This is a genomic window from Fictibacillus norfolkensis, assembly GCF_014836645.1.
GTDB classification, from domain to species: domain Bacteria; phylum Bacillota; class Bacilli; order Bacillales; family Fictibacillaceae; genus Fictibacillus; species Fictibacillus norfolkensis.
Map to the genome: position 1 here is coordinate 279,411 of NZ_JACSQM010000002.1, position 17,763 is coordinate 297,173.

The 17,763-nt window shown below is 39.2% G+C and carries 20 protein-coding genes; 4 read left to right on the top strand and 16 right to left on the bottom strand.

Features of this window, described 5'->3' with window-relative positions; all coding sequences use genetic code 11:
• Positions 1-178: 178 nt before the first annotated feature.
• The 4 genes from H9648_RS05805 to H9648_RS05820 are packed head-to-tail and all read right to left on the bottom strand — an operon-like array spanning position 179 to position 3,626.
• The gene (locus H9648_RS05805) at positions 179-868 is read right to left on the bottom strand and encodes an HAD family hydrolase (protein WP_191752947.1); all 690 of its coding nucleotides are present in this window, start codon (positions 866-868) and stop codon (positions 179-181) included.
• 14 nt (positions 869-882) lie between these two features.
• Positions 883-1,446: a GNAT family N-acetyltransferase gene (locus H9648_RS05810; protein ID WP_191752948.1), complete on the bottom strand. Its 564-nt coding sequence runs from the start codon at positions 1,444-1,446 to the stop codon at positions 883-885.
• A 20-nt stretch (positions 1,447-1,466) separates the two neighbouring features.
• A complete protein-coding gene (locus tag H9648_RS05815) occupies positions 1,467-2,333 on the bottom strand; it encodes an RNA polymerase sigma-70 factor (protein WP_191752949.1) in 867 nt (288 codons plus the stop codon).
• A 3-nt stretch (positions 2,334-2,336) separates the two neighbouring features.
• Entirely contained in the window at positions 2,337-3,626 is a 1,290-nt protein-coding gene (locus H9648_RS05820; protein WP_191752950.1) for a phytoene desaturase family protein, read from the bottom strand.
• 160 nt (positions 3,627-3,786) lie between these two features.
• Here H9648_RS05820 and H9648_RS05825 point away from each other — a divergent pair, with 160 nt between their 5' ends.
• The gene (locus H9648_RS05825; RefSeq protein ID WP_191752951.1) at positions 3,787-4,239 is read left to right on the top strand and encodes a universal stress protein; all 453 of its coding nucleotides are present in this window, start codon (positions 3,787-3,789) and stop codon (positions 4,237-4,239) included.
• A gap of 49 nt (positions 4,240-4,288) precedes the next feature.
• Here H9648_RS05825 and H9648_RS05830 read toward each other — a convergent pair whose 3' ends face one another.
• Positions 4,289-4,993, bottom strand: coding sequence for a polysaccharide deacetylase family protein (locus H9648_RS05830; RefSeq protein ID WP_191752952.1), 705 nt, complete (start codon positions 4,991-4,993; stop codon positions 4,289-4,291).
• Positions 4,994-5,046: 53 nt separating this feature from the next.
• Positions 5,047-5,547: a DinB family protein gene (locus tag H9648_RS05835; RefSeq protein ID WP_191752953.1), complete on the bottom strand. Its 501-nt coding sequence runs from the start codon at positions 5,545-5,547 to the stop codon at positions 5,047-5,049.
• A gap of 259 nt (positions 5,548-5,806) precedes the next feature.
• Here H9648_RS05835 and H9648_RS05840 point away from each other — a divergent pair, with 259 nt between their 5' ends.
• Complete coding sequence (locus tag H9648_RS05840; protein WP_191752954.1) at positions 5,807-6,568, top strand: class I SAM-dependent methyltransferase; 762 nt, start codon at positions 5,807-5,809, stop codon at positions 6,566-6,568.
• A gap of 161 nt (positions 6,569-6,729) precedes the next feature.
• Here the strand turns inward: H9648_RS05840 and H9648_RS05845 are convergent, their stop codons facing one another.
• From H9648_RS05845 to H9648_RS05885, 8 genes are all read right to left on the bottom strand, one after another.
• Positions 6,730-7,371: a YrrS family protein gene (locus tag H9648_RS05845; protein ID WP_191752955.1), complete on the bottom strand. Its 642-nt coding sequence runs from the start codon at positions 7,369-7,371 to the stop codon at positions 6,730-6,732.
• Positions 7,372-7,562: 191 nt separating this feature from the next.
• Positions 7,563-8,012, bottom strand: coding sequence for a GNAT family N-acetyltransferase (locus H9648_RS05850; protein ID WP_191752956.1), 450 nt, complete (start codon positions 8,010-8,012; stop codon positions 7,563-7,565).
• 137 nt (positions 8,013-8,149) lie between these two features.
• Positions 8,150-9,403 carry an L-lactate MFS transporter gene (locus H9648_RS05855; RefSeq protein ID WP_191752957.1) on the bottom strand — a complete coding sequence of 418 codons (1,254 nt, stop codon included), beginning with the start codon at positions 9,401-9,403 and terminating at the stop codon, positions 8,150-8,152.
• Between the two features lie 737 nt (positions 9,404-10,140).
• The gene (locus H9648_RS05865) at positions 10,141-10,389 is read right to left on the bottom strand and encodes a phage holin family protein (protein ID WP_191752959.1); all 249 of its coding nucleotides are present in this window, start codon (positions 10,387-10,389) and stop codon (positions 10,141-10,143) included.
• A gap of 99 nt (positions 10,390-10,488) precedes the next feature.
• Positions 10,489-11,553 carry an NAD(P)H-dependent flavin oxidoreductase gene (locus H9648_RS05870; RefSeq protein WP_191752960.1) on the bottom strand — a complete coding sequence of 355 codons (1,065 nt, stop codon included), beginning with the start codon at positions 11,551-11,553 and terminating at the stop codon, positions 10,489-10,491.
• Between the two features lie 86 nt (positions 11,554-11,639).
• Positions 11,640-12,911 carry a C4-dicarboxylate transporter DctP gene (gene dctP / locus H9648_RS05875; protein ID WP_191752961.1) on the bottom strand — a complete coding sequence of 424 codons (1,272 nt, stop codon included), beginning with the start codon at positions 12,909-12,911 and terminating at the stop codon, positions 11,640-11,642.
• 206 nt (positions 12,912-13,117) lie between these two features.
• The gene (locus H9648_RS05880) at positions 13,118-13,801 is read right to left on the bottom strand and encodes a response regulator (RefSeq protein WP_191752962.1); all 684 of its coding nucleotides are present in this window, start codon (positions 13,799-13,801) and stop codon (positions 13,118-13,120) included.
• Complete coding sequence (locus H9648_RS05885) at positions 13,794-15,392, bottom strand: ATP-binding protein (protein ID WP_191752963.1); 1,599 nt, start codon at positions 15,390-15,392, stop codon at positions 13,794-13,796. Before H9648_RS05885 ends, H9648_RS05880 begins: the two co-directional genes overlap by 8 nt.
• 96 nt (positions 15,393-15,488) lie before the next feature.
• Between H9648_RS05885 and H9648_RS05890 the strand changes: the two genes are divergently transcribed.
• Positions 15,489-16,550, top strand: a complete 1,062-nt coding sequence (locus H9648_RS05890) for a DctP family TRAP transporter solute-binding subunit (protein ID WP_191752964.1) — start codon at positions 15,489-15,491, stop codon at positions 16,548-16,550.
• A 27-nt stretch (positions 16,551-16,577) separates the two neighbouring features.
• Here H9648_RS05890 and H9648_RS21070 read toward each other — a convergent pair whose 3' ends face one another.
• Positions 16,578-16,766, bottom strand: a complete 189-nt coding sequence (locus H9648_RS21070; protein ID WP_191752965.1) for a cysteine-rich CWC family protein — start codon at positions 16,764-16,766, stop codon at positions 16,578-16,580.
• Positions 16,759-17,103: a winged helix-turn-helix transcriptional regulator gene (locus tag H9648_RS05900; protein WP_191752966.1), complete on the bottom strand. Its 345-nt coding sequence runs from the start codon at positions 17,101-17,103 to the stop codon at positions 16,759-16,761. The genes H9648_RS21070 and H9648_RS05900 overlap by 8 nt, the downstream gene beginning before the upstream one ends.
• A gap of 116 nt (positions 17,104-17,219) precedes the next feature.
• Here H9648_RS05900 and H9648_RS05905 point away from each other — a divergent pair, with 116 nt between their 5' ends.
• Positions 17,220-17,762, top strand: a complete 543-nt coding sequence (locus H9648_RS05905; RefSeq protein WP_191752967.1) for a GNAT family N-acetyltransferase — start codon at positions 17,220-17,222, stop codon at positions 17,760-17,762.
• Position 17,763: the final 1 nt, after the last annotated feature.

Here is a 17,763-nt window from a genome sequence, read left to right on the forward strand (position 1 = left end):
TTTATATGAATTTTCAGAAAGTTAATTAATTGTTACTAGAGTAAAAAATAGGAAATAAAATCATAGTGTCTGATGGCATATTTTCTTTGTAGTTCTTTTTTACCTAAAATTTGTTAATGAAAAAACCTAACTCAAATAAAAAAAGCTAGCAAATTCAAGTGCCAGCTCTCCGCATCAATTAGCAGGTTGTAAAGGATTTAATATCCTCATGCTCCAGTAGATCCTGTGGTTTTTTTAGCTTTGGATAACCTATAATTCTGTCACTGATCATAGGTTGTAAAAACCAGATTGCTTGAAGTGCTGTCATTCCTGCTTCAGTTGCACCCCGTAATTCGTCAGATCCACCATCACCAATAAAAACAGATTCTTGTGGAGTTACACCAAGCTTCTCACAAGCCATTCGATAGATTTCTTTTTGCGGTTTTGCAACTCGTGCTTCATAGGAGAAAATCACTTCATCGAAGTAGTCAGCTAACTCACACGTTTCCCATGCATCCACTTCTTCAGGAGCAGCATTTGAGATCAGACCTAGCTTCAACCCATTAAATTTTAAAGTTTGAAGAAGTTCTATCACCTGATGATCTATCTCTTGAAAAGGAATGCTCTTAGCTGCCACTCTTTCTTGGTGAACATGATCGATTGCTTCTCCGTTTGGTGTAATTCCCTGTGAATATAAAATATCTCTTAACACACTCTGGTGATCTGGAAACGTTCCATTCATTCTACACTCTCTTCTTAGGTCCCACTCTACCTTATAGATTTTTTTATCTATCCTTAACGGTTCAATAGAGTACTTGGCTTTCTTTCGTCCATCTTTCCATTCCGTAATCAACGTTTCATACAAGTCGAAGAAAACAGCTTTTACCAAGATCTTTCCTCCTATTAATAAATCTTTGCATAAACACTCGTATCTCTAAGTTTTGTAGTTGAACCAATCTCCAATGAATCATTGCGCAGAATTCCTTCCAATGTGAATCCTAAGCGTTCAGGAATAGCCGCACTTTTAACATTTTGAGTATCACAGCGAATCTCAATTCGACGCGCGTTTAGCTCTTTGGAAGCAAACTCGGTAATTCCTTGAACAGCTTCAGTCATATATCCTTTTCCTGTGTATCGAGTATCGATCCAATAACCAATCTCGAATTTTGGAATTTCCCAATTAATACGGTGTAACCCTGATGAAGCGATCAAGTTACCGTTCTCTTTTAAAAACACAAGCAACCGCAGATCTTCCCTGCTTAAAAATTTCAGATACGCCTCTCGAATATTAGCTTCTACATCTTCCTCTGTTTGTTCAAAATGGGCGAACGGAAGCCACGGCTTTAACTCGTCCAGTGAAGCATGAATAGCTTCAAACATCGCTTTGCCATCTCCAGGCTTTGGCATACGGATAAGGAGTCGATCGGTTGTAAATTCAGTTGGGAAATTCATTAAAATAGGCTTCATATTGTACCTCCAAGAATGTGTTAAGTAAGATGAGATAGTTTGTCAGGGTTTACTACCCAATAAATAGTCTGAATCAGGTCATTCTTAACCTGTAATGATAGAACACCAAATACCTGATGCTCCGCATACAGTACAATTCCTGGTTCACCGTTAACATTCGTATATTTAAATGAAAAGTCTTCCTTTGTTTTTGCCATGATTCCCATGTAAAAGCGTGTGATTCGCTCTGCTCCAATGATCGGAACAAGAGCAGCTTTTGTTTTCCCACCACCGTCTGATACGAGTTTCGCATCCACTGCAAGCAAGCTTAATAGTTTACTAACATTTCCTGAAACTACGGCGGATACAAACTGTTCAGTTAGTGCGGATGCTTTTGGCGGTGACAACTGAGCAGTTGTATGGTTACCAATCGCCTTTTTTGCGCGGTGAAAGATCTGTCTGCAGTTCGAACTACTTTTTCCGACCACTTCTGCAATCAAATTATAATCATACTCTAGGACTTCCCGAAGCAAAAATACAGCACGTTCTGTTTCTGATAGCTGCTCTAATAACAGTAAATATGCTGTAGAAAGAGATTCTTTCATCATATAATGTAATGCTGGATCATCGTTGTTGTCTGTTAATAATGGTTCTGGAAGCCAAGGTCCTACATATGTTTCTCTTTGTTTACGCGCAGATTTAAGCAAGTCAATACACCGATTAGTCACGATCTTACAAAGGTAAGCTTTTGGGTTCTGAACATGATCAACTGGTTGTTCACTCCAAGTAATGTACGCATCTTGCACGATATCTTCCGCATCCTGCACACTTCCCAGCATGCGAAACGCTAATGAAAACAAGAGTGATTTATATGTTATAAATAACTGCTCCGTATGGACATCGTTCATCCATTAAGCCTCCCTTCGCAAACGATTTAATCCTTCATTCTCTATAATGGCTTTCGCTGCTCTTTTAGCACTAGCAAATGCTGCGTCCACCAACATTTCTCCATGTCCTGCCCCGTCCCCAGCAATGTATAGTCCACGTATTTCAGGTACACTCGGACCAAAATACTGTTTATCTTGAACGCTAATCATGTCTTGTACTACAATCATTCTTGGCAGAAACTGCTGAGATACAAGTTCTTTTCTCCATCCTGGCTGCATGAGATCTAAAATACTCTCAAGCTCTTGTTTATGAACATTTGCACTCTCTTCTTTCTTCGTTCCTAAATATTTGATCATTTGAATAACAATCTCACCATCCTGACTTAATGAACAAGCTCTAGAGTGGTTAGAGAACAGAATATGCTGATCGATTCCTATCGCAAAATGATGACTCGATCTTGGTAGTTTTTTTAAAGCTACGTCTAGGCAAGCAGCATATACGGGACGTGCTTGTTGACTCCACTTTTGCAGCAATGTTCCTTCTGAATTCTTTATTAGTTTCATCGATTGCTCAGGTCCTGTTGTTAGAAGTACATTTGGAACTTCGATCGTTTCTCCATCTGCACAAAAAAGTTGATGCCTGATTCCATATTCGATAGATGAGACCATTTTGTTTGTAAGAATAATTACACCGGCAGCCAAGGCCTTAGAGCGCAGATTTTCTACGATAGATTGCCAACCGTTGTTAACATACAGAACACCTTTCAACCCTAATTTAACTTGTTGAATGACTGCACTCGCTAATTGTTGATCGTAGTCTATACCATACGTTGATGTTCTGCATAATGCGTAAACAACGTTACGTACCATGGGATTCTTTATTTCCTTTTCAGCCCATTCCCGCAAACTCATATGCGGAATTGATGTGGCATCAATCGTTTGCAGCTTCAACATGACTCTGACAAGTTCCGTCTTGCTGGACCATGTTAAAAGTTTTGATTTAACCATTGCTCCTAATGATCCTGGCAATTTAAATAGTTCTCCATTCCAGATCGCGTATCCTGTTGTATCGGGAACTGCTCCAGATATATTTACCTCTAACTCATTTAAAATCTTCTCAGCCGCTCCCCCTCTATATAATGCATGCCCACCTAGGTTGAAAAGTGCTCCGTTTTTCGAGTTGGTTTGTGCACGTCCACCAACTTTGCTAGCTTTTTCTAGTACCAAGACAGACTTTCCTGCTTGTGCTAAATATACGGCAGAAGTTAAACCGGCTATTCCGCCACCAACAATCGCCACATCAAATGTATTCATGTATAATCACCACTTTCTGATTTTACAAACATGACGATACTGGCTTTTGCTTTGTGACAGAAAACTGTATTTTGTTTACATAAAATATCAAGGGGTAATGTTTTTATAAGGCAACATTTTCATTCAAGTTGCCAAATCTGCAAGAAAGGAGATCAACGTGATGTTATATACCAAGATTCTGGTTGCTTTTGATGGCTCTGAAGGAAGTTACACCGCTCTACACAATGGTAATGAGATTGCACGGCATACAGGGGCTGAGTTAACGTTACTTTATGTGACCAATGAAATGGTTCTGCCATTGTATGGTGGTGTACATCCAGGCGGAGTAGCGAGTTCAACTGTAGAAGTAAGAGAAGCAGAAATTTTGGAGCAAAGTCATGGTGAAGAAATCCTAAACAGAGCGTTAGGACGTGTTGATCATCAAATAAAGACAACAACTGCCATTTTGCACGGAGATCCAACTACCACGATTTGTGGTTATGCGGATAGCCATAACATCGATCTCATCGTCATCGGTAATCGAGGCCATAGCGGATTTAAAAAGTTTTTCTTAGGAAGCGTTAGTCAAAAAGTAGTTTCTAACGCACATCAGGCTGTACTTGTTTCTAAATAACAATCGTTTAGTTATGGGAGCCACTGAAACAGGTGAGCTCCTCTGTTTTTTATTCGACCATTTCAGACACCGTTTTAAACGTATATCCCTTTTCCTTCAAATCCTTAATGAGTCCTTTTACAGATTTCATCGATTCTTTACGGCTTTCATACATCACGTGCAGCAGGATGATCGAACCAGGCTGAATATTCTCACTAACATGCTTTACTATTTTGGTAGAATTCGATGCGACTTCTGGATATGTTTCTGGCTCTATGTTCCAAAGGATAGTCTTTCGATCGTGTTTATCGAAGTAATACGGCAGTCCGATTAACTTTTTACCATACGGCGGACGAAACTGAATAATTCCCTCATATCCTGCTTTGCGGATTAACTCATCGGTTCTTTCAATCTCACTTTTTATATAAGAAGGTGTTTTCAAAACCATTCGTTCATGAGAATAGGAATGATTTCCGAGCTCATGTCCTTCTGCAACTATTTCTTTTGCATCTTCCATGTTCTTTTCTATCTCCCTGCCAGTTACAAAGAAAGTAGCTTTAACTCCCTCTTCTTTTAAAATCGTTAAAATTTCATCGGTGTTATCTGTTGGGCCATCATCAAATGTAAGGGCAACTACTTTTTCAGCTGTATCTGCACTTGTTACTAAACCTCCGAAAAATTGAAAGTCTCTAGAACTGCTTAACTTTAAACCGCTGTATGCTAACGCAAACAATAGTATTATTGTAAAACTTCCGTAGATCACAATTTTCTTCATCTACTTCTCCTTGTGAATATGAATGTATAGGAGCTCATAATAAGCAAGATTTATTATATTTGATCTGAATACCAATAACTAGTTAAATCTGTCGTTACCGAACGATAATCATTTTGACGCAGCATAGCTGTAATATTTCCACGATGATAGGCACCATGAGTAGTGATATGCAGCAACATCTCAGAGATACTCGTTTCTCTTTTTCCTGCCCATGGCGTATCCAGTTTTAGCACTTTGTCCAAATCGACTCCATCGTTAAGAAACTCACTATATTGATCGGTTAATTCCTTATACATCGTAATGATCTCCTCAATACTCTTTGTATCGGACTCTACTTTTTCAATCTCGAGTGCTTCTGACATACTAGTCCCTAAAATGATATGAAACCAAAGCTGGTCAACGATGTACATGTGTGAAACCACCTTAGAGATGGATGTAAAAACACTTTGTATTTCCTGATGATATACCTCATCTCCAAGTTCTAATAAACGATTAAACATCTCCTTGTTCGCCCATACGTGATATTCATACATTTTGATTGCGTGATGAGTCATAATGTCCTCCCTTTAACACATTCTTCAGCCTTTTGCCTATTTTCGACAACACGATAAGATTCCCTCTATTTCTGAAGTCTCAAAAGGAGTTGGAATTGTTTTGAAGAATTGAATACAGAAGATAATATTACTCTTGTTAAAAGGAGAACGTTATGAATTATTTTGAACACGAGATATAAAACTGCTACTTATCTAGGGGACCTCCAACAGAACCTTAAAGACTTATCATAATGAAACATAAATTTTTGGAGGTGCACGTATGAAACCTGATGTAGATTTTGAAATGTATATTAAGGAAGTTAATAAACCATTTTCAGGATGGGATTTTTCATATATTACTGAGTCTGGTCGAATGGCAAGTGGCATGCTTTCTTGGTCTTATGGCAGTATGGCGACCCCTCTCATCGGCAAAGTGTCATCGATGCTTGACATGGGCACGGGAGGCGGCGAATTATTATCCAAGCTTCAACCATTTCCAGCAGTAGTTTGTGCTACAGAAGGGTATCTGCCTAACGTTCCAATCGCAAAAGAACGGCTTGAACCTCTTGGTGTAAATGTATTTCAGATCGGTGACGACGATCTTCTTCCATTTGAAGATCGTACGTTTGACCTTATCATCAATAAACATGAATCCTATTCTCCACTTGAAGTAAAGCGCGTATTAACAGCGGACGGAATTTTTCTTACACAACAAGTTGGTGGTTCAGACTGTGCTGAAATTAATACAATGCTCGGATATCCGATTAATGAAGAATTTTCACACTGGAATTTGCGTTTTGCTGAACATGAATTAAGAGAGAATGGATATGAAATACTGGAAGCAAAAGAGGAATTTCCTGTTCAGCGCTTTTATGATATTGGCGCGCTCCTTTATTACCTAGACGCCATACCCTGGCAGGTGCCAGAGTTTAAAATTGAAGATTCTGTGGAGAAGCTACATCACATTCATGAGATGATTCAAAATAATGGATACTTTGAAGTGAAACAGCATCGTTTTCTACTAAAAGCAAGGATAAAGTAAAAAACTGGCTCAGTAATCGTTCAATTTGAACGAGCTGAGCCAGCTTTATTTAGATTGAACACTAGATTGTCGGTGGATCGTTTTGAAGGATATAAATCTACTGTCCATTTCATTCAAAATACTGTCCAGTTTTCTAAATTTACTGTCCACTTGTTTAAAAACTACTTCTGAACACTCGTCACCATCCAGCCTTTCTCATCAACCCACTCGAGGTTCACGGAGTATTTTTCGTTCGGCTGTTTATTCGGACTTACTTCTGCTACTGATTTTTGAGGACTGCCACCGTTACCGATCTTCCACACAGTCATGTTTTCATCAAGTCCTGTTGCAAGACGAATCGCTTTCAGTTTTTCATTCCAGTCCACGCTGCCCTCATCATAACTAGAAGTATGTGGTCCTGTTTGAGACGTACCTATCGGCTTGTTTAGAACAGGTTTGTCACCGGAAGCTTGCTGCTTTTTCTTTTCTGCTTCAGCTTTTTTTGCTTCTTCTGCTTTTTTCTTTTTATCGGATTCTTTTTCAGGATCTATGCCGATCTCTTCAGATGGTTCTTGTTTTTTTGCTTTGTCCCCACTGTTTGCTTCTTTATCTTCATCTTTTTCATAAGCACTTTCGTTATCTGGCTGAAGTTTGACCACTTTATGTTTTGGTTCTTGATTTTTTTCTTCTGTAACAGGCTCCTCTTCACCGCCTATAAGCAGCGCATCTTTTGGTAAGAATAATAATGCTAAAAGAACAGCTCCTAATGCACTGAATAAAACCACATTTCTCTTTTTTGACTTTTTGCGTTCTGATCTTCTCATCTATTAAATTCACTCCTTCGTAACAAACGTTCCCTTTCGTGATGAAACAAAACAAAAAGAACTCCAATAAAACATGGAGTTCAATAATTTTATAAAACTTTTATACTCAACATTAATTATTCGAAAGCGTTTATTAAAATTTTGAGGGTGGCATGAGATTTCAGAAGTTTTTGCCAACGTAAAACTATGTATTAGTTTTCTAGTACAACAGCCATTTCTTTGCCAAACCTGTCACCTTTATCTACAAATCCTAAGCTCGCATACAATTGGTGTGCACCCTTATTCTCAGGATGATATCCCACTACAATTCGTTTAGCATTCATCAATGTCTTCATTTCATTAATCATCAACTGTGTTGCGACCTTTCCTATTCCTTTTTGCTGATAATTTTTATCTATCATAATACGATAGACCCAATAACCATCTAATTCTTCTTCCATTGAATTGAACATTAGAAAACCAACTGTTTTATCCTCGAAACAGATAGCGTAAGGCTTTAAGCTTGGTTCAAATTTGGATTGTGCAATGGAAACTGCGTTAGGTTCAATATGACTCACTTGATCGTCTGCAACTTCTAAAAAGCAGCATTCGTACCAATTTTCTGCGTTTAATTCTGCGATTGTTACTTGTTTTTGTGTCATAAGTTCTCCTTTGAATGCAAATTACATTTTCTGTTTTACCATATTATAACATATGAATAGAGTGCGGGATGCTCTCAAATTCTCAATCATTAAAAAACAGTGCCTACCCGTTACTGAAGACACTGCATTTTAGTAGATTATGCTACGGATTTTACTTGTTTCTCAGCTAGTTTTTTCATATCAAAACGGACGAGTATAGACACAATGAGCGCAAGTATAAACAGTCCAGAAAAGAAAGTTAAACTGTTCGCGTAAGATCCCGTTGTATCCTTGATCCATGCCGCGAATAACGGACCTGCAAGACCTGCTGCTGCCCAAGCTGTTAAGATGTAGCCATGAATCGCTCCAACTTGTTTTGTTCCGAAAAGGTCACCAATATATGCTGGGATTGATGCAAATCCTCCACCGTAACAAGTATAGATGACTGCGAGCATGACTTGAAAAAGAATCGATGATGACGTTTGTGGCAGCATGAAGAAAAGAGCGATCTGCAAGACAAAGAATGTTGTATATGTATTAGGTCTCCCGATGTAGTCTGAAATGGATGCCCATCCGATTCGACCAAAACCGTTGAACAATCCTAGTACACCCACAAGTGCTGCAGCTTCAGCAGTTGTTAATCCGATACTTTCTTCAGCAAGAGGTTTAGCGGCAGAAAGAATAGCAATGCCACAAGTCACATTGATAAACAGCATGATCCACAGATAATAGAAGCGTCGTGTTTTTACCGCTTCGTTTGCTGTTAGTTGTGAGAGGTCTTGTTTGATTTTGACTTTACCACTTTCTACATTTTCTTTAAAACCAGCAGGTAGCCATCCTTCTTCTGGTTTTTCTAAATAAAGAGAGGACAAAGTCATAACTGCAAAATACGCAATTCCTAATATAAAGAACGTGTTAGCGATACCTGCAGATTTGATAAGTGCGTCCATGATTGGTGAACTGATTGCTGCTGCAAAACCAAACCCCATAATAGCAAGTCCTGTTGCTAAGCCACGACGATCAGGAAACCATTTAATCAGTGTAGATACAGGAGCAATATAACCTACCCCGAGTCCGATTCCACCAAGCACTCCATAAAAGATGTAAAGGAGAGTTAACGAACCTATATTGACTGCAATACCTGAGCCAGCAATTCCAACACCAAAGAAAATGGCTGCAAGCAGACCCGCTTTCTTGGGACCATGTTTTTCAACAAAATGTCCTAAAAAAGCTGCCGACAAACCTAAGAATAGGATAGCGATACTGAATGTCATCTGTACTTGAGAAGCTGTCCAGCCGAATTTTTCGATCAATGGATTTGTAAAGTTGCTCCAAGCATACACGGAGCCGATAGAAATATGAATTCCGACAGCTGATAAAGCAATGAGCCAACGATTTTTTGACTTTTTCATCCTTAATTCCCCCCTAAAAAGTTAATAAAGTTAAACAATCATGAAACTTACCCTAATGTAAGACAAATAAAAAGACAACATTCAAAAGTACTTATTTTCTCAAATAAGTCCTTTGTAGAATGTTGCCTAAAAGCTCTACATACTCGTGCAGAGCGTTCATTCATCATTAAAGTAGAATAGAAAAAGTACAGTTCTTGTATTTTCTCCATTACTATTTATATTATTGTAAGCGTTTTTATAATATCAGATCGTCACATTATGCGCAACATAATTTTTTGACTTTTTAGACAATAACCGAGTAATATGTACCTCCTCGCGATCAACACACTTTAATTTACACAATTTTATTAAATAACTTGAAAGAAATTTGTCTTTCACTTTAGTGTAATGGTTTGGATTTTCCCATAAGTCACGAAATACTTCGCACAGAATCTGTTCAGCTATTTGCTTATCACCTGTAATTCGGAGGGCAACTTGAAATAGTATTGCGCTATATGAATCGACCATCTGTTTTAAGGCTTTTGTATCCTTTTGGAGCAATCGGCTTAAAACCTTACTCTCAAGGTCATGTCGTATGTTCATTATAGCAACACCCTCCTGTTTACTTCCTTTGATATTTTTCATTTCCCATAAGTTAAATATGTTAAACATTTAATACACGTTCAGTTAAATGAAAATAGACCTTTTGTACAACAAAAAAACAGCACTGTATGTTCAGCACTGTTATTGTTTTACTCTTATTTTTTTAAATTTTGCTCTAATGAATATTTTATACCTGCGACTGTTCCTATTCCAAGAAGTGCGTATTTTAACCCGATCAATGTGGCTTCTGGTGTAGCACCGCCAGCTTCCCAAAAAGCATAAAGAACACCTAAGACAACAGCAACAATGGGGATATACTTATTCGAAAACCGATCCGTATGACGAATTGCATATAAAATCACAGCTAAACCAACGTACGGCGCAAAATCGGTCATAAAATCCATGATTTTCACCCCAATCGATAAAATTTGTATAACTTATACAAATCTTATTATTAATCGGATGAAAATAGACCATTTTCCTTTTTCCGTGTATGTAAAACTTCATCTTAATGTTGCTCTTTGGAGTGCTTCATCACATTGACCAACCAAATTTTCAACCAAATTCCTCGCAGATCTCACTTGTGCTAGACCTGATGCTTGCCCTGCCCACATGGACATCATCTCTTTATTTCCTTGCTTTGCTGCTTCTTTTCTAATATCAGACGTTAATACGTGCTGCAGTGGATATGGAGGCAAATCATCTCCTATACGACTCTCCAAGTCTACCATCATCTTATTCTTAAAACCTCTCGCACTTTTTCCAGAAAAAGCTTTCGTGATTTTCGTGTCTGTATCGGTACTCGTTAGAATGGCTTCTTTATGAATGTTGTTCGCGCCGCTCTCTTTTACCGTTAAAAATGCTGTACCCAGCTGAACGGCTGAGGCACCTAAAGCTAGTGCTGCCGCCATTCCTCTGCCGTCCATGATACCTCCCGCTGCTACAACCGGACAAGAGACAGCATCTACCACTTGTGGAACGAGGGCCATTGTACCAATCATAGATTCATTTTCAACATTTAAGAACGTCCCTCTATGTCCACCTGCCTCAGCACCTTGTGCAACGATAAGATCTACACCATTGGACTCAAGCTGAACCGCTTCTTTAACAGAAGTTGCTGTTGCGATAACTATGATTTCTGAAGCGTGCAATTTCTCTACTATTCTCTTAGTCGGCGCATCAAATGTAAAACTCACTATTTTCACACCTGCTTCTATCACTGTAGCAAGTTGTTCCTCAAATAGATCACTCATGTTTGGAATGTCGTGTATCTCGGAAATCCCGAGTTTTACACGGTATGTATTTAAATGCTGCTGCATGGCTAAACTCGTTTTCTCATGACATTCATAAGTCTGAGGAAGGAATAAATTAACCGCAATTGGGGATTGTGTGAGTTGATGAATTTCTCGTAACGCAACCTCAATTTGTTGAGGAGTCATGTATCCTGCACCTAGTGTTCCTAATGCTCCCGCTTCACTTACTTCTGCTACTAATTCAGGTGTTGTAGGTCCACCTGCCATGCCTGCTTGTAGAATAGGATATTTAATATTAAGCATGCTACAGATCATAAGTTAACTTCCTCCATTCTTTCTTTAGAATAAGCATATCAAAAAGAAAGAGCTTTAGTCTGTTTTGACCAAAGCTCATCCTAACGTTATACCGCAATTTTTCTATTTTCGTACATCGCCTGAATGGCTTCTTCACTTTTACCTTCGTCAAATTCATTTTCACTTTTAGATACAACGATCGTTGCAATTCCGTTTCCGATTAAGTTCACAATGGCACGCGCTTCACTCATGAAACGGTCAACTCCTAATAGCAGTGCTAGTCCTTCAACTGGAATGACTTGCATAGCTGTTAGCGTTGACGCAAGAACGATGAATCCGCCGCCTGTAACGGCTGCTGCACCTTTTGACGTTAGCATCAGTACAGCGATGATCGTTAGCTGCTGTGTGATACTGAGATCGATGCCAAATACTTGAGCTAAAAAGACGACTGCCATCGAGAGGTAGATGGACGTTCCATCTAAATTAAAGGAGTAGCCGGTTGGAATAACAAGACCTACAACAGACTTCGAGCATCCAAACTTCTCCATCTTGTTCATCATTCTTGGCAATACAGATTCTGAAGAACTTGTTCCGAGTACGATTAGGAGCTCTTCTTTTATAAATTTCAAGTATTTCCACAAACTGAATCCATACATCTTGCAGATCAGATTCAACACGATAAAAACAAAGAAGAACATCGTCGTGTACACCGAAATCATTAACTTCCCGAGCGGTACGAGTGACTCTAGACCATAGTTCCCTATGGTAAACGCCATCGCACCGAACGCTCCAAGTGGTGCTGCTTTCATGATATAACCAACGATCTTGAAAAAGACGTTCAGCAACTTTTCAAAGAACTCAATAATGATCTTTCCGCTGTTACCGAGTGCTGTAAGTCCGACACCAAATAGAATGGAAAAGAAAAGTACTTGCAGGATATCACCTTTAGCAAATGCATCAACCATATTGCTTGGAACGATATGTGTAACGAACTCGATCCAATCGATCTTACCGCCTTCTTCAGACGTGTATTGTGAAACATCACCTTTTTCAAGCTTTTCAAAGTCTAAGCCCGCTCCAGGTTTTAACACGTTAACAACGATCAATCCAATTACGAGTGCGAGCGTCGTTACGATTTCAAAGTAGATGAAAGCTTTACCTCCAACCTTACCTACCTTCTTCATGTCACCCATTTTTGCGATGCCAAGTACGATCGTTAAGAAGATAATTGGTGCGATTACCATCTTAACAGCATTAATAAATGTATCTCCTACAGGTTTCATCTGCTTCCCGAAATCTGGCCAGAACAGTCCAACAAGTACACCCACTGCGATAGCCGTTAAAACCTGAAACGTTAAGTTCTTAAATAACTTTTTCATTGTTCTTCTCCTTTCGAGTTTGAAAATGAGCTTTTAGAAAGTTAAATTGTCTGGGGTCTGACCCGGGGTCAGACCCCAGACAATTTCCACACAATTTAACAAGCCAATTAAAAAACGCTACCATTTGTAAAAACAATGATAGCGCTTCCATCAATTTATTAGAATATTAAGAACTTATTGGACATTTTGGTCTTTTTGGTCTTCATTTATTTTTTAAGAAGATATCGATTGACAGGTCGACCGACTGTACCGTACTGGATGTCCATTTGAATCGTGCCGCTCTTTACTAAATAATCAAGATACCTTCGAGCTGTTACTCGTGCGATGCCTATTCCTTCTGCTACCTCTTCTGCCGACTTCGCCTCTTTCTGCGCTTTTATAAAGCTTGCGATCTGTTTAAGCGTCAGTTCGTTCAACCCTTTAGGAAGCTCCATTGTAGCTGGAACATTGCGTATTTCAGAGAAGAAGAGGTTATCCAAATCTTTTTGTGTAGCTGTTCCGGATGGTGACAAGGTAGAGTGATACGTTCTATATTTGTTCAATGCTTTTTCAATACGCTCAAAAGTAAACGGTTTGATTATATAATCAAACGCGCCGTTCTGCATCATAGAACGGATAGTCTCTAAATCGTTGGCAGCCGTAATAATGATAACGTCTACCTGGATTTTTTCCGTTCGAATCTGTTGCAGTGTTTCAATCCCATCCTGCTCTGGCATGTAGATATCGAGTACGACGAGATCTGGCTTAAGCTTTTTTATCAACTTCAGCCCTTCAGTTCCATTTGATGCTGTTTCAATTACCTTAAATCGCTTTACTTTTTCAATAAACGCTTTGTTTATCTCTAAGACCATCGGATCGTCTTCAATCAACAGAACCTTTATCTCACTCATCCTCTTCACCTCTATCATTCATCGGAAAAACAATTACAATGCTAGTTCCCTGCTTTTCTTCTGATGTTACTTCTATGTCTCCGTTACCTTTTTCTATAATCTGACGAATCAGGTACAACCCGATTCCAGACCCGCTATTTCCTTTTGTCGTATATCCTCTTTCAAACATGTGGTTCTGAACTTCCTGAGTCATCCCGCAACCGTTGTCTTCGACCAAAATTGCACAAGCCTCTGAATCCTGGGCGATAGAAACATCAATCCTAGCATCATGAATTCCTTTTAGAGCGTCATACGCATTCTCTATTAGATTACCAATAATCGTTACAAAATCATGCTGATCGAGTTGATCGGGAAACGTTTTAAGTGAGCTCTCATTATCAATGACCACTTTTATTCCGAGTTCTTTTCCGCGTCCGACTTTGCTTAACAACAAACCTGCTAGACTCTCGTTCTTGATCCTTTGATTTAGAAACCGCGTGAGTGAACCTTTTTCTTCTGATATTTGAAATACATACTGCATCGCTTTTTTCATATTGCCTAACTGAAGGAGCCCTGCAATCGTATGAAGCTTGTTCATGTGCTCGTGGTTCTGAACTCGTAGTGCCTCTACAAATGCCTTAACCCCTGTCAGTTCTTCCGCCATCTTTGCAACTTCTGTTCTATCCTGGAAAATAGCAACAGCTCCAACGATCTTGTTATTGACTTGTATCGGCACTCGGTTACTCATAATCACTTTTCCACTTACACGAATCTCTTGATTATAAACAGGACGACTTAGTTCTATAATTTCTGGCAGACGCGTATCTGGTATTACTTCACGTATCTGCTTTCCAACAACGTCTCCACTCACAGAGAATATACTTTTTGCTTTTTCATTAAAGATCGTGATGTGCTCCTGGTTGTCAATGGCGATTACACCTTCATGCATGGAGTGGAACGTTGCTGTTCTTTCTTCGAACATTCGGACGATCTCGTGCGGTTCCAAATAGAACATTTGCTGTTTAAGATGACGAGCTAACAGATAGGAGCCGATCACACCAAACGAGAGAACTAAGAGTAGGATGAGAGTCATCTCATCCGTCAGATCGTGAAACACTTCATAGTATCCTGGAATCACATGACCAACCACTACAACCCCGATCTGCTCTAACTCATCATTTTTGATGGGAACAAATGCCCTTACAGCTGTACCCATCTCTCCATTTGCTTTCGAGATAAACGTATGGTCAGCAAAGGCTGCACCTTCATCACTCCCTTTAGATACTGTACCAATCATATCTTTAACAGGATGAGAATATCGGATATGATCCATGTCCATGACTACGACATAATCTGCTTCATTAATGACTCGTATCTTTTCAACGACTGGTTCTATCTCATTCCAGCCCTTATTTATCTGAATGTATTTCTTCACTTCAGGAAGCTGCGCTACAGTGCGTGAAGTAATCATTGCACGCTTACCCAGCTCTTCCTCCTGAATATCGAGGATTTTACCAATAATGACGACACCGCCGATAAGGATAGCATAGAGCACGATTCCCAACGTAAGGATCATTATTTTTGTTCGAATGGGTAATCGTTTTATCATCATTTACTAGCATCCTCCTTTTCATTGTCCCTATTGTATCATTTCAATTTCAATATGTTAGACTATTTAAAAAAGTAACGGATTTGGGGTAATTCATGGATGAAATCTTTCATTGGGATCGCACTGATACTGATAGCGGGTTTAGCCGTATCAATCTGGATTGGTTTTCATACAAAAATGGCAGAAGGAACACTTCCCTTTGATGATGATCAAAAAGGCATACAGGACCAAGTTGTCATCAAGTTTAGTCACGTCGTGGCAGAGAATACTCCCAAGGGGCTAGCGGCTCAACGTTTTGCAAATCGGGTAAACGAGAAATCAAATGGTCAGATAAAAATTGAAGTGATTCCAAACGGTGGACTCTACTCCGATCAAGAAGAGCTTGAAGCTCTGCAGCGTGGTGATGTGCATATGATTGCACCAGCTACAACAAAGCTAAGCTCATTTTCACCAAAATGGCAGGTTCTTGATCTTCCTTATGCTATGCCTACTTCTGAAAGTATAATAGAAGCGTTAAACGGAGACATCGGTAGCACGTTGCTTCAGTCACTAGAAGAGAAAGATATGAAAGGTCTTACGTTATGGATCAATGGATTTAAACAGATTACCACAAACGACGGTTCTGTCGTTCACCCCGATGATTTAAAAGGGCAAAACCTGCGAATCATGCCTAGTTCAGTGCTTGAGAATCAATTTGATCAAGTTGGGGCTAAAGCAGTTGGATTGGATTTTAACGATACGTACCGATTATTGGAATCTGGAGAATTGAACGGTGAGGAGAACACGATATCTAACATCTATTCTAAAAAATTCTTTGATGTACAAAGTCACCTTACGATAAGCAATCATGGATTTTTAGGGTATGCCGTGATCATGAATGATGAGTTTTGGAGCAATCTTACGAAGAAGCAGCAGAGAATCATAACTGAAGCTTTGGATGAAGCTTCTCGCTGGAACCAGACTCAATCTTTCGCGATGAACGATGAACAGCTGGCATTGATCGAGAGAAACTCTTCAATCGATATTCATTACCTGACAAAAGAAGAAAAAAGAGAGTGGGCGAATCGATGGGAGCCCGTGTACCGAGCGTTTAAAAATGAGATTGGAGATGATCTTCTTTCCAAAATGATTCAATTAAGAGATTCCTATAAAGATTTTTAATCGAAAACAAATCTAGGTGCTGATTCTTTAATATTCAGCACCCTTTTTATTCCATTCCTCCACACACGTTTGGCAAATACACGTTTCACGATTTGAAGCAGCACATTCAAGAAGTTGAGCTGGAATCTGAACGTTCATACACCAACACGTTTCTGGGTTCTTTTCGTTTGAAATTGCACAGACATTATCTCCCTTACATAACGGGCACTCAGACAAGATCTGTCACCTTTACCTGCATCTCTTTTCCCCATTCTGCCAAGGATTTTAACGATGGAATTAAAGCTTCTCCTGCCTCCGTTAATGAATACTCCACTCTAGGTGGCATCTCCATGAATTGCGTTCGGACCACCAGTCCATGTTTTTCCATCTCTTTTAAAGACTGAGATAAAACCATGTTTGTGATTCCATCCACCTGACGCTTCAGTTCGTTATATCGTATCGTCTTATTTTTCCACAATGCCCAGATGATTGGAAGTCTCCATTTACTCCCGATTAGTGTCAGAGCAAATGTTAACGGGCAATCTTCTTTTCTCTTATATCCTTCCTCACTCATGTTCAGGCTCCTTTAATCAGTTTTTACTGACTTAGTAAGAAATTACTGCATACTTGTTTTCCATTTTCTATGTAATAAAATTATAGCGTAAAGAACAACGTATGGGAGTGAATAAAATGGAATTAAAATACGAGATTATTCCTGATCATGAGATCGAGGTTTGCCGAGAACTCTGTAACGAGCTCATGAAGTATCAAAAATCAAAAGCCGACATAAGCCCTGAATTCTTTGACTCCATGAACTTTGAAACGCGCTTAATTCCGTCCGTACATAAAGCGATGCATAACTATATCGTCGTTGTTAAAGATAAAAATGAACCTGTTGGTTACGTTTATGCAAACATTTCTCCGAAAGAGGTGTACCGCAACGATTTTGCCACCTTTTTTGATATGAATTCCGTTCAGAGAGAAGCCGTCGGTTGCCTTTCCCAGTTTTATATGAAGAATGAGTACAGAAAATATGGAGTGGGTTCTAAACTATTTAACATGTCTATGGACTGGCTTTCTTCTTTTGATGAAGTGGATGATTACTTTATCTACGTTTCCAATGGGAACGATGACGCATTATCCTTTTATCAACGTAAAGGATTTACAGTCAGTCATGAGATATTAGACGGTTTCATCTCGGTTCTACGCAGTAAGAAAGTAAGAAGTAATTAAC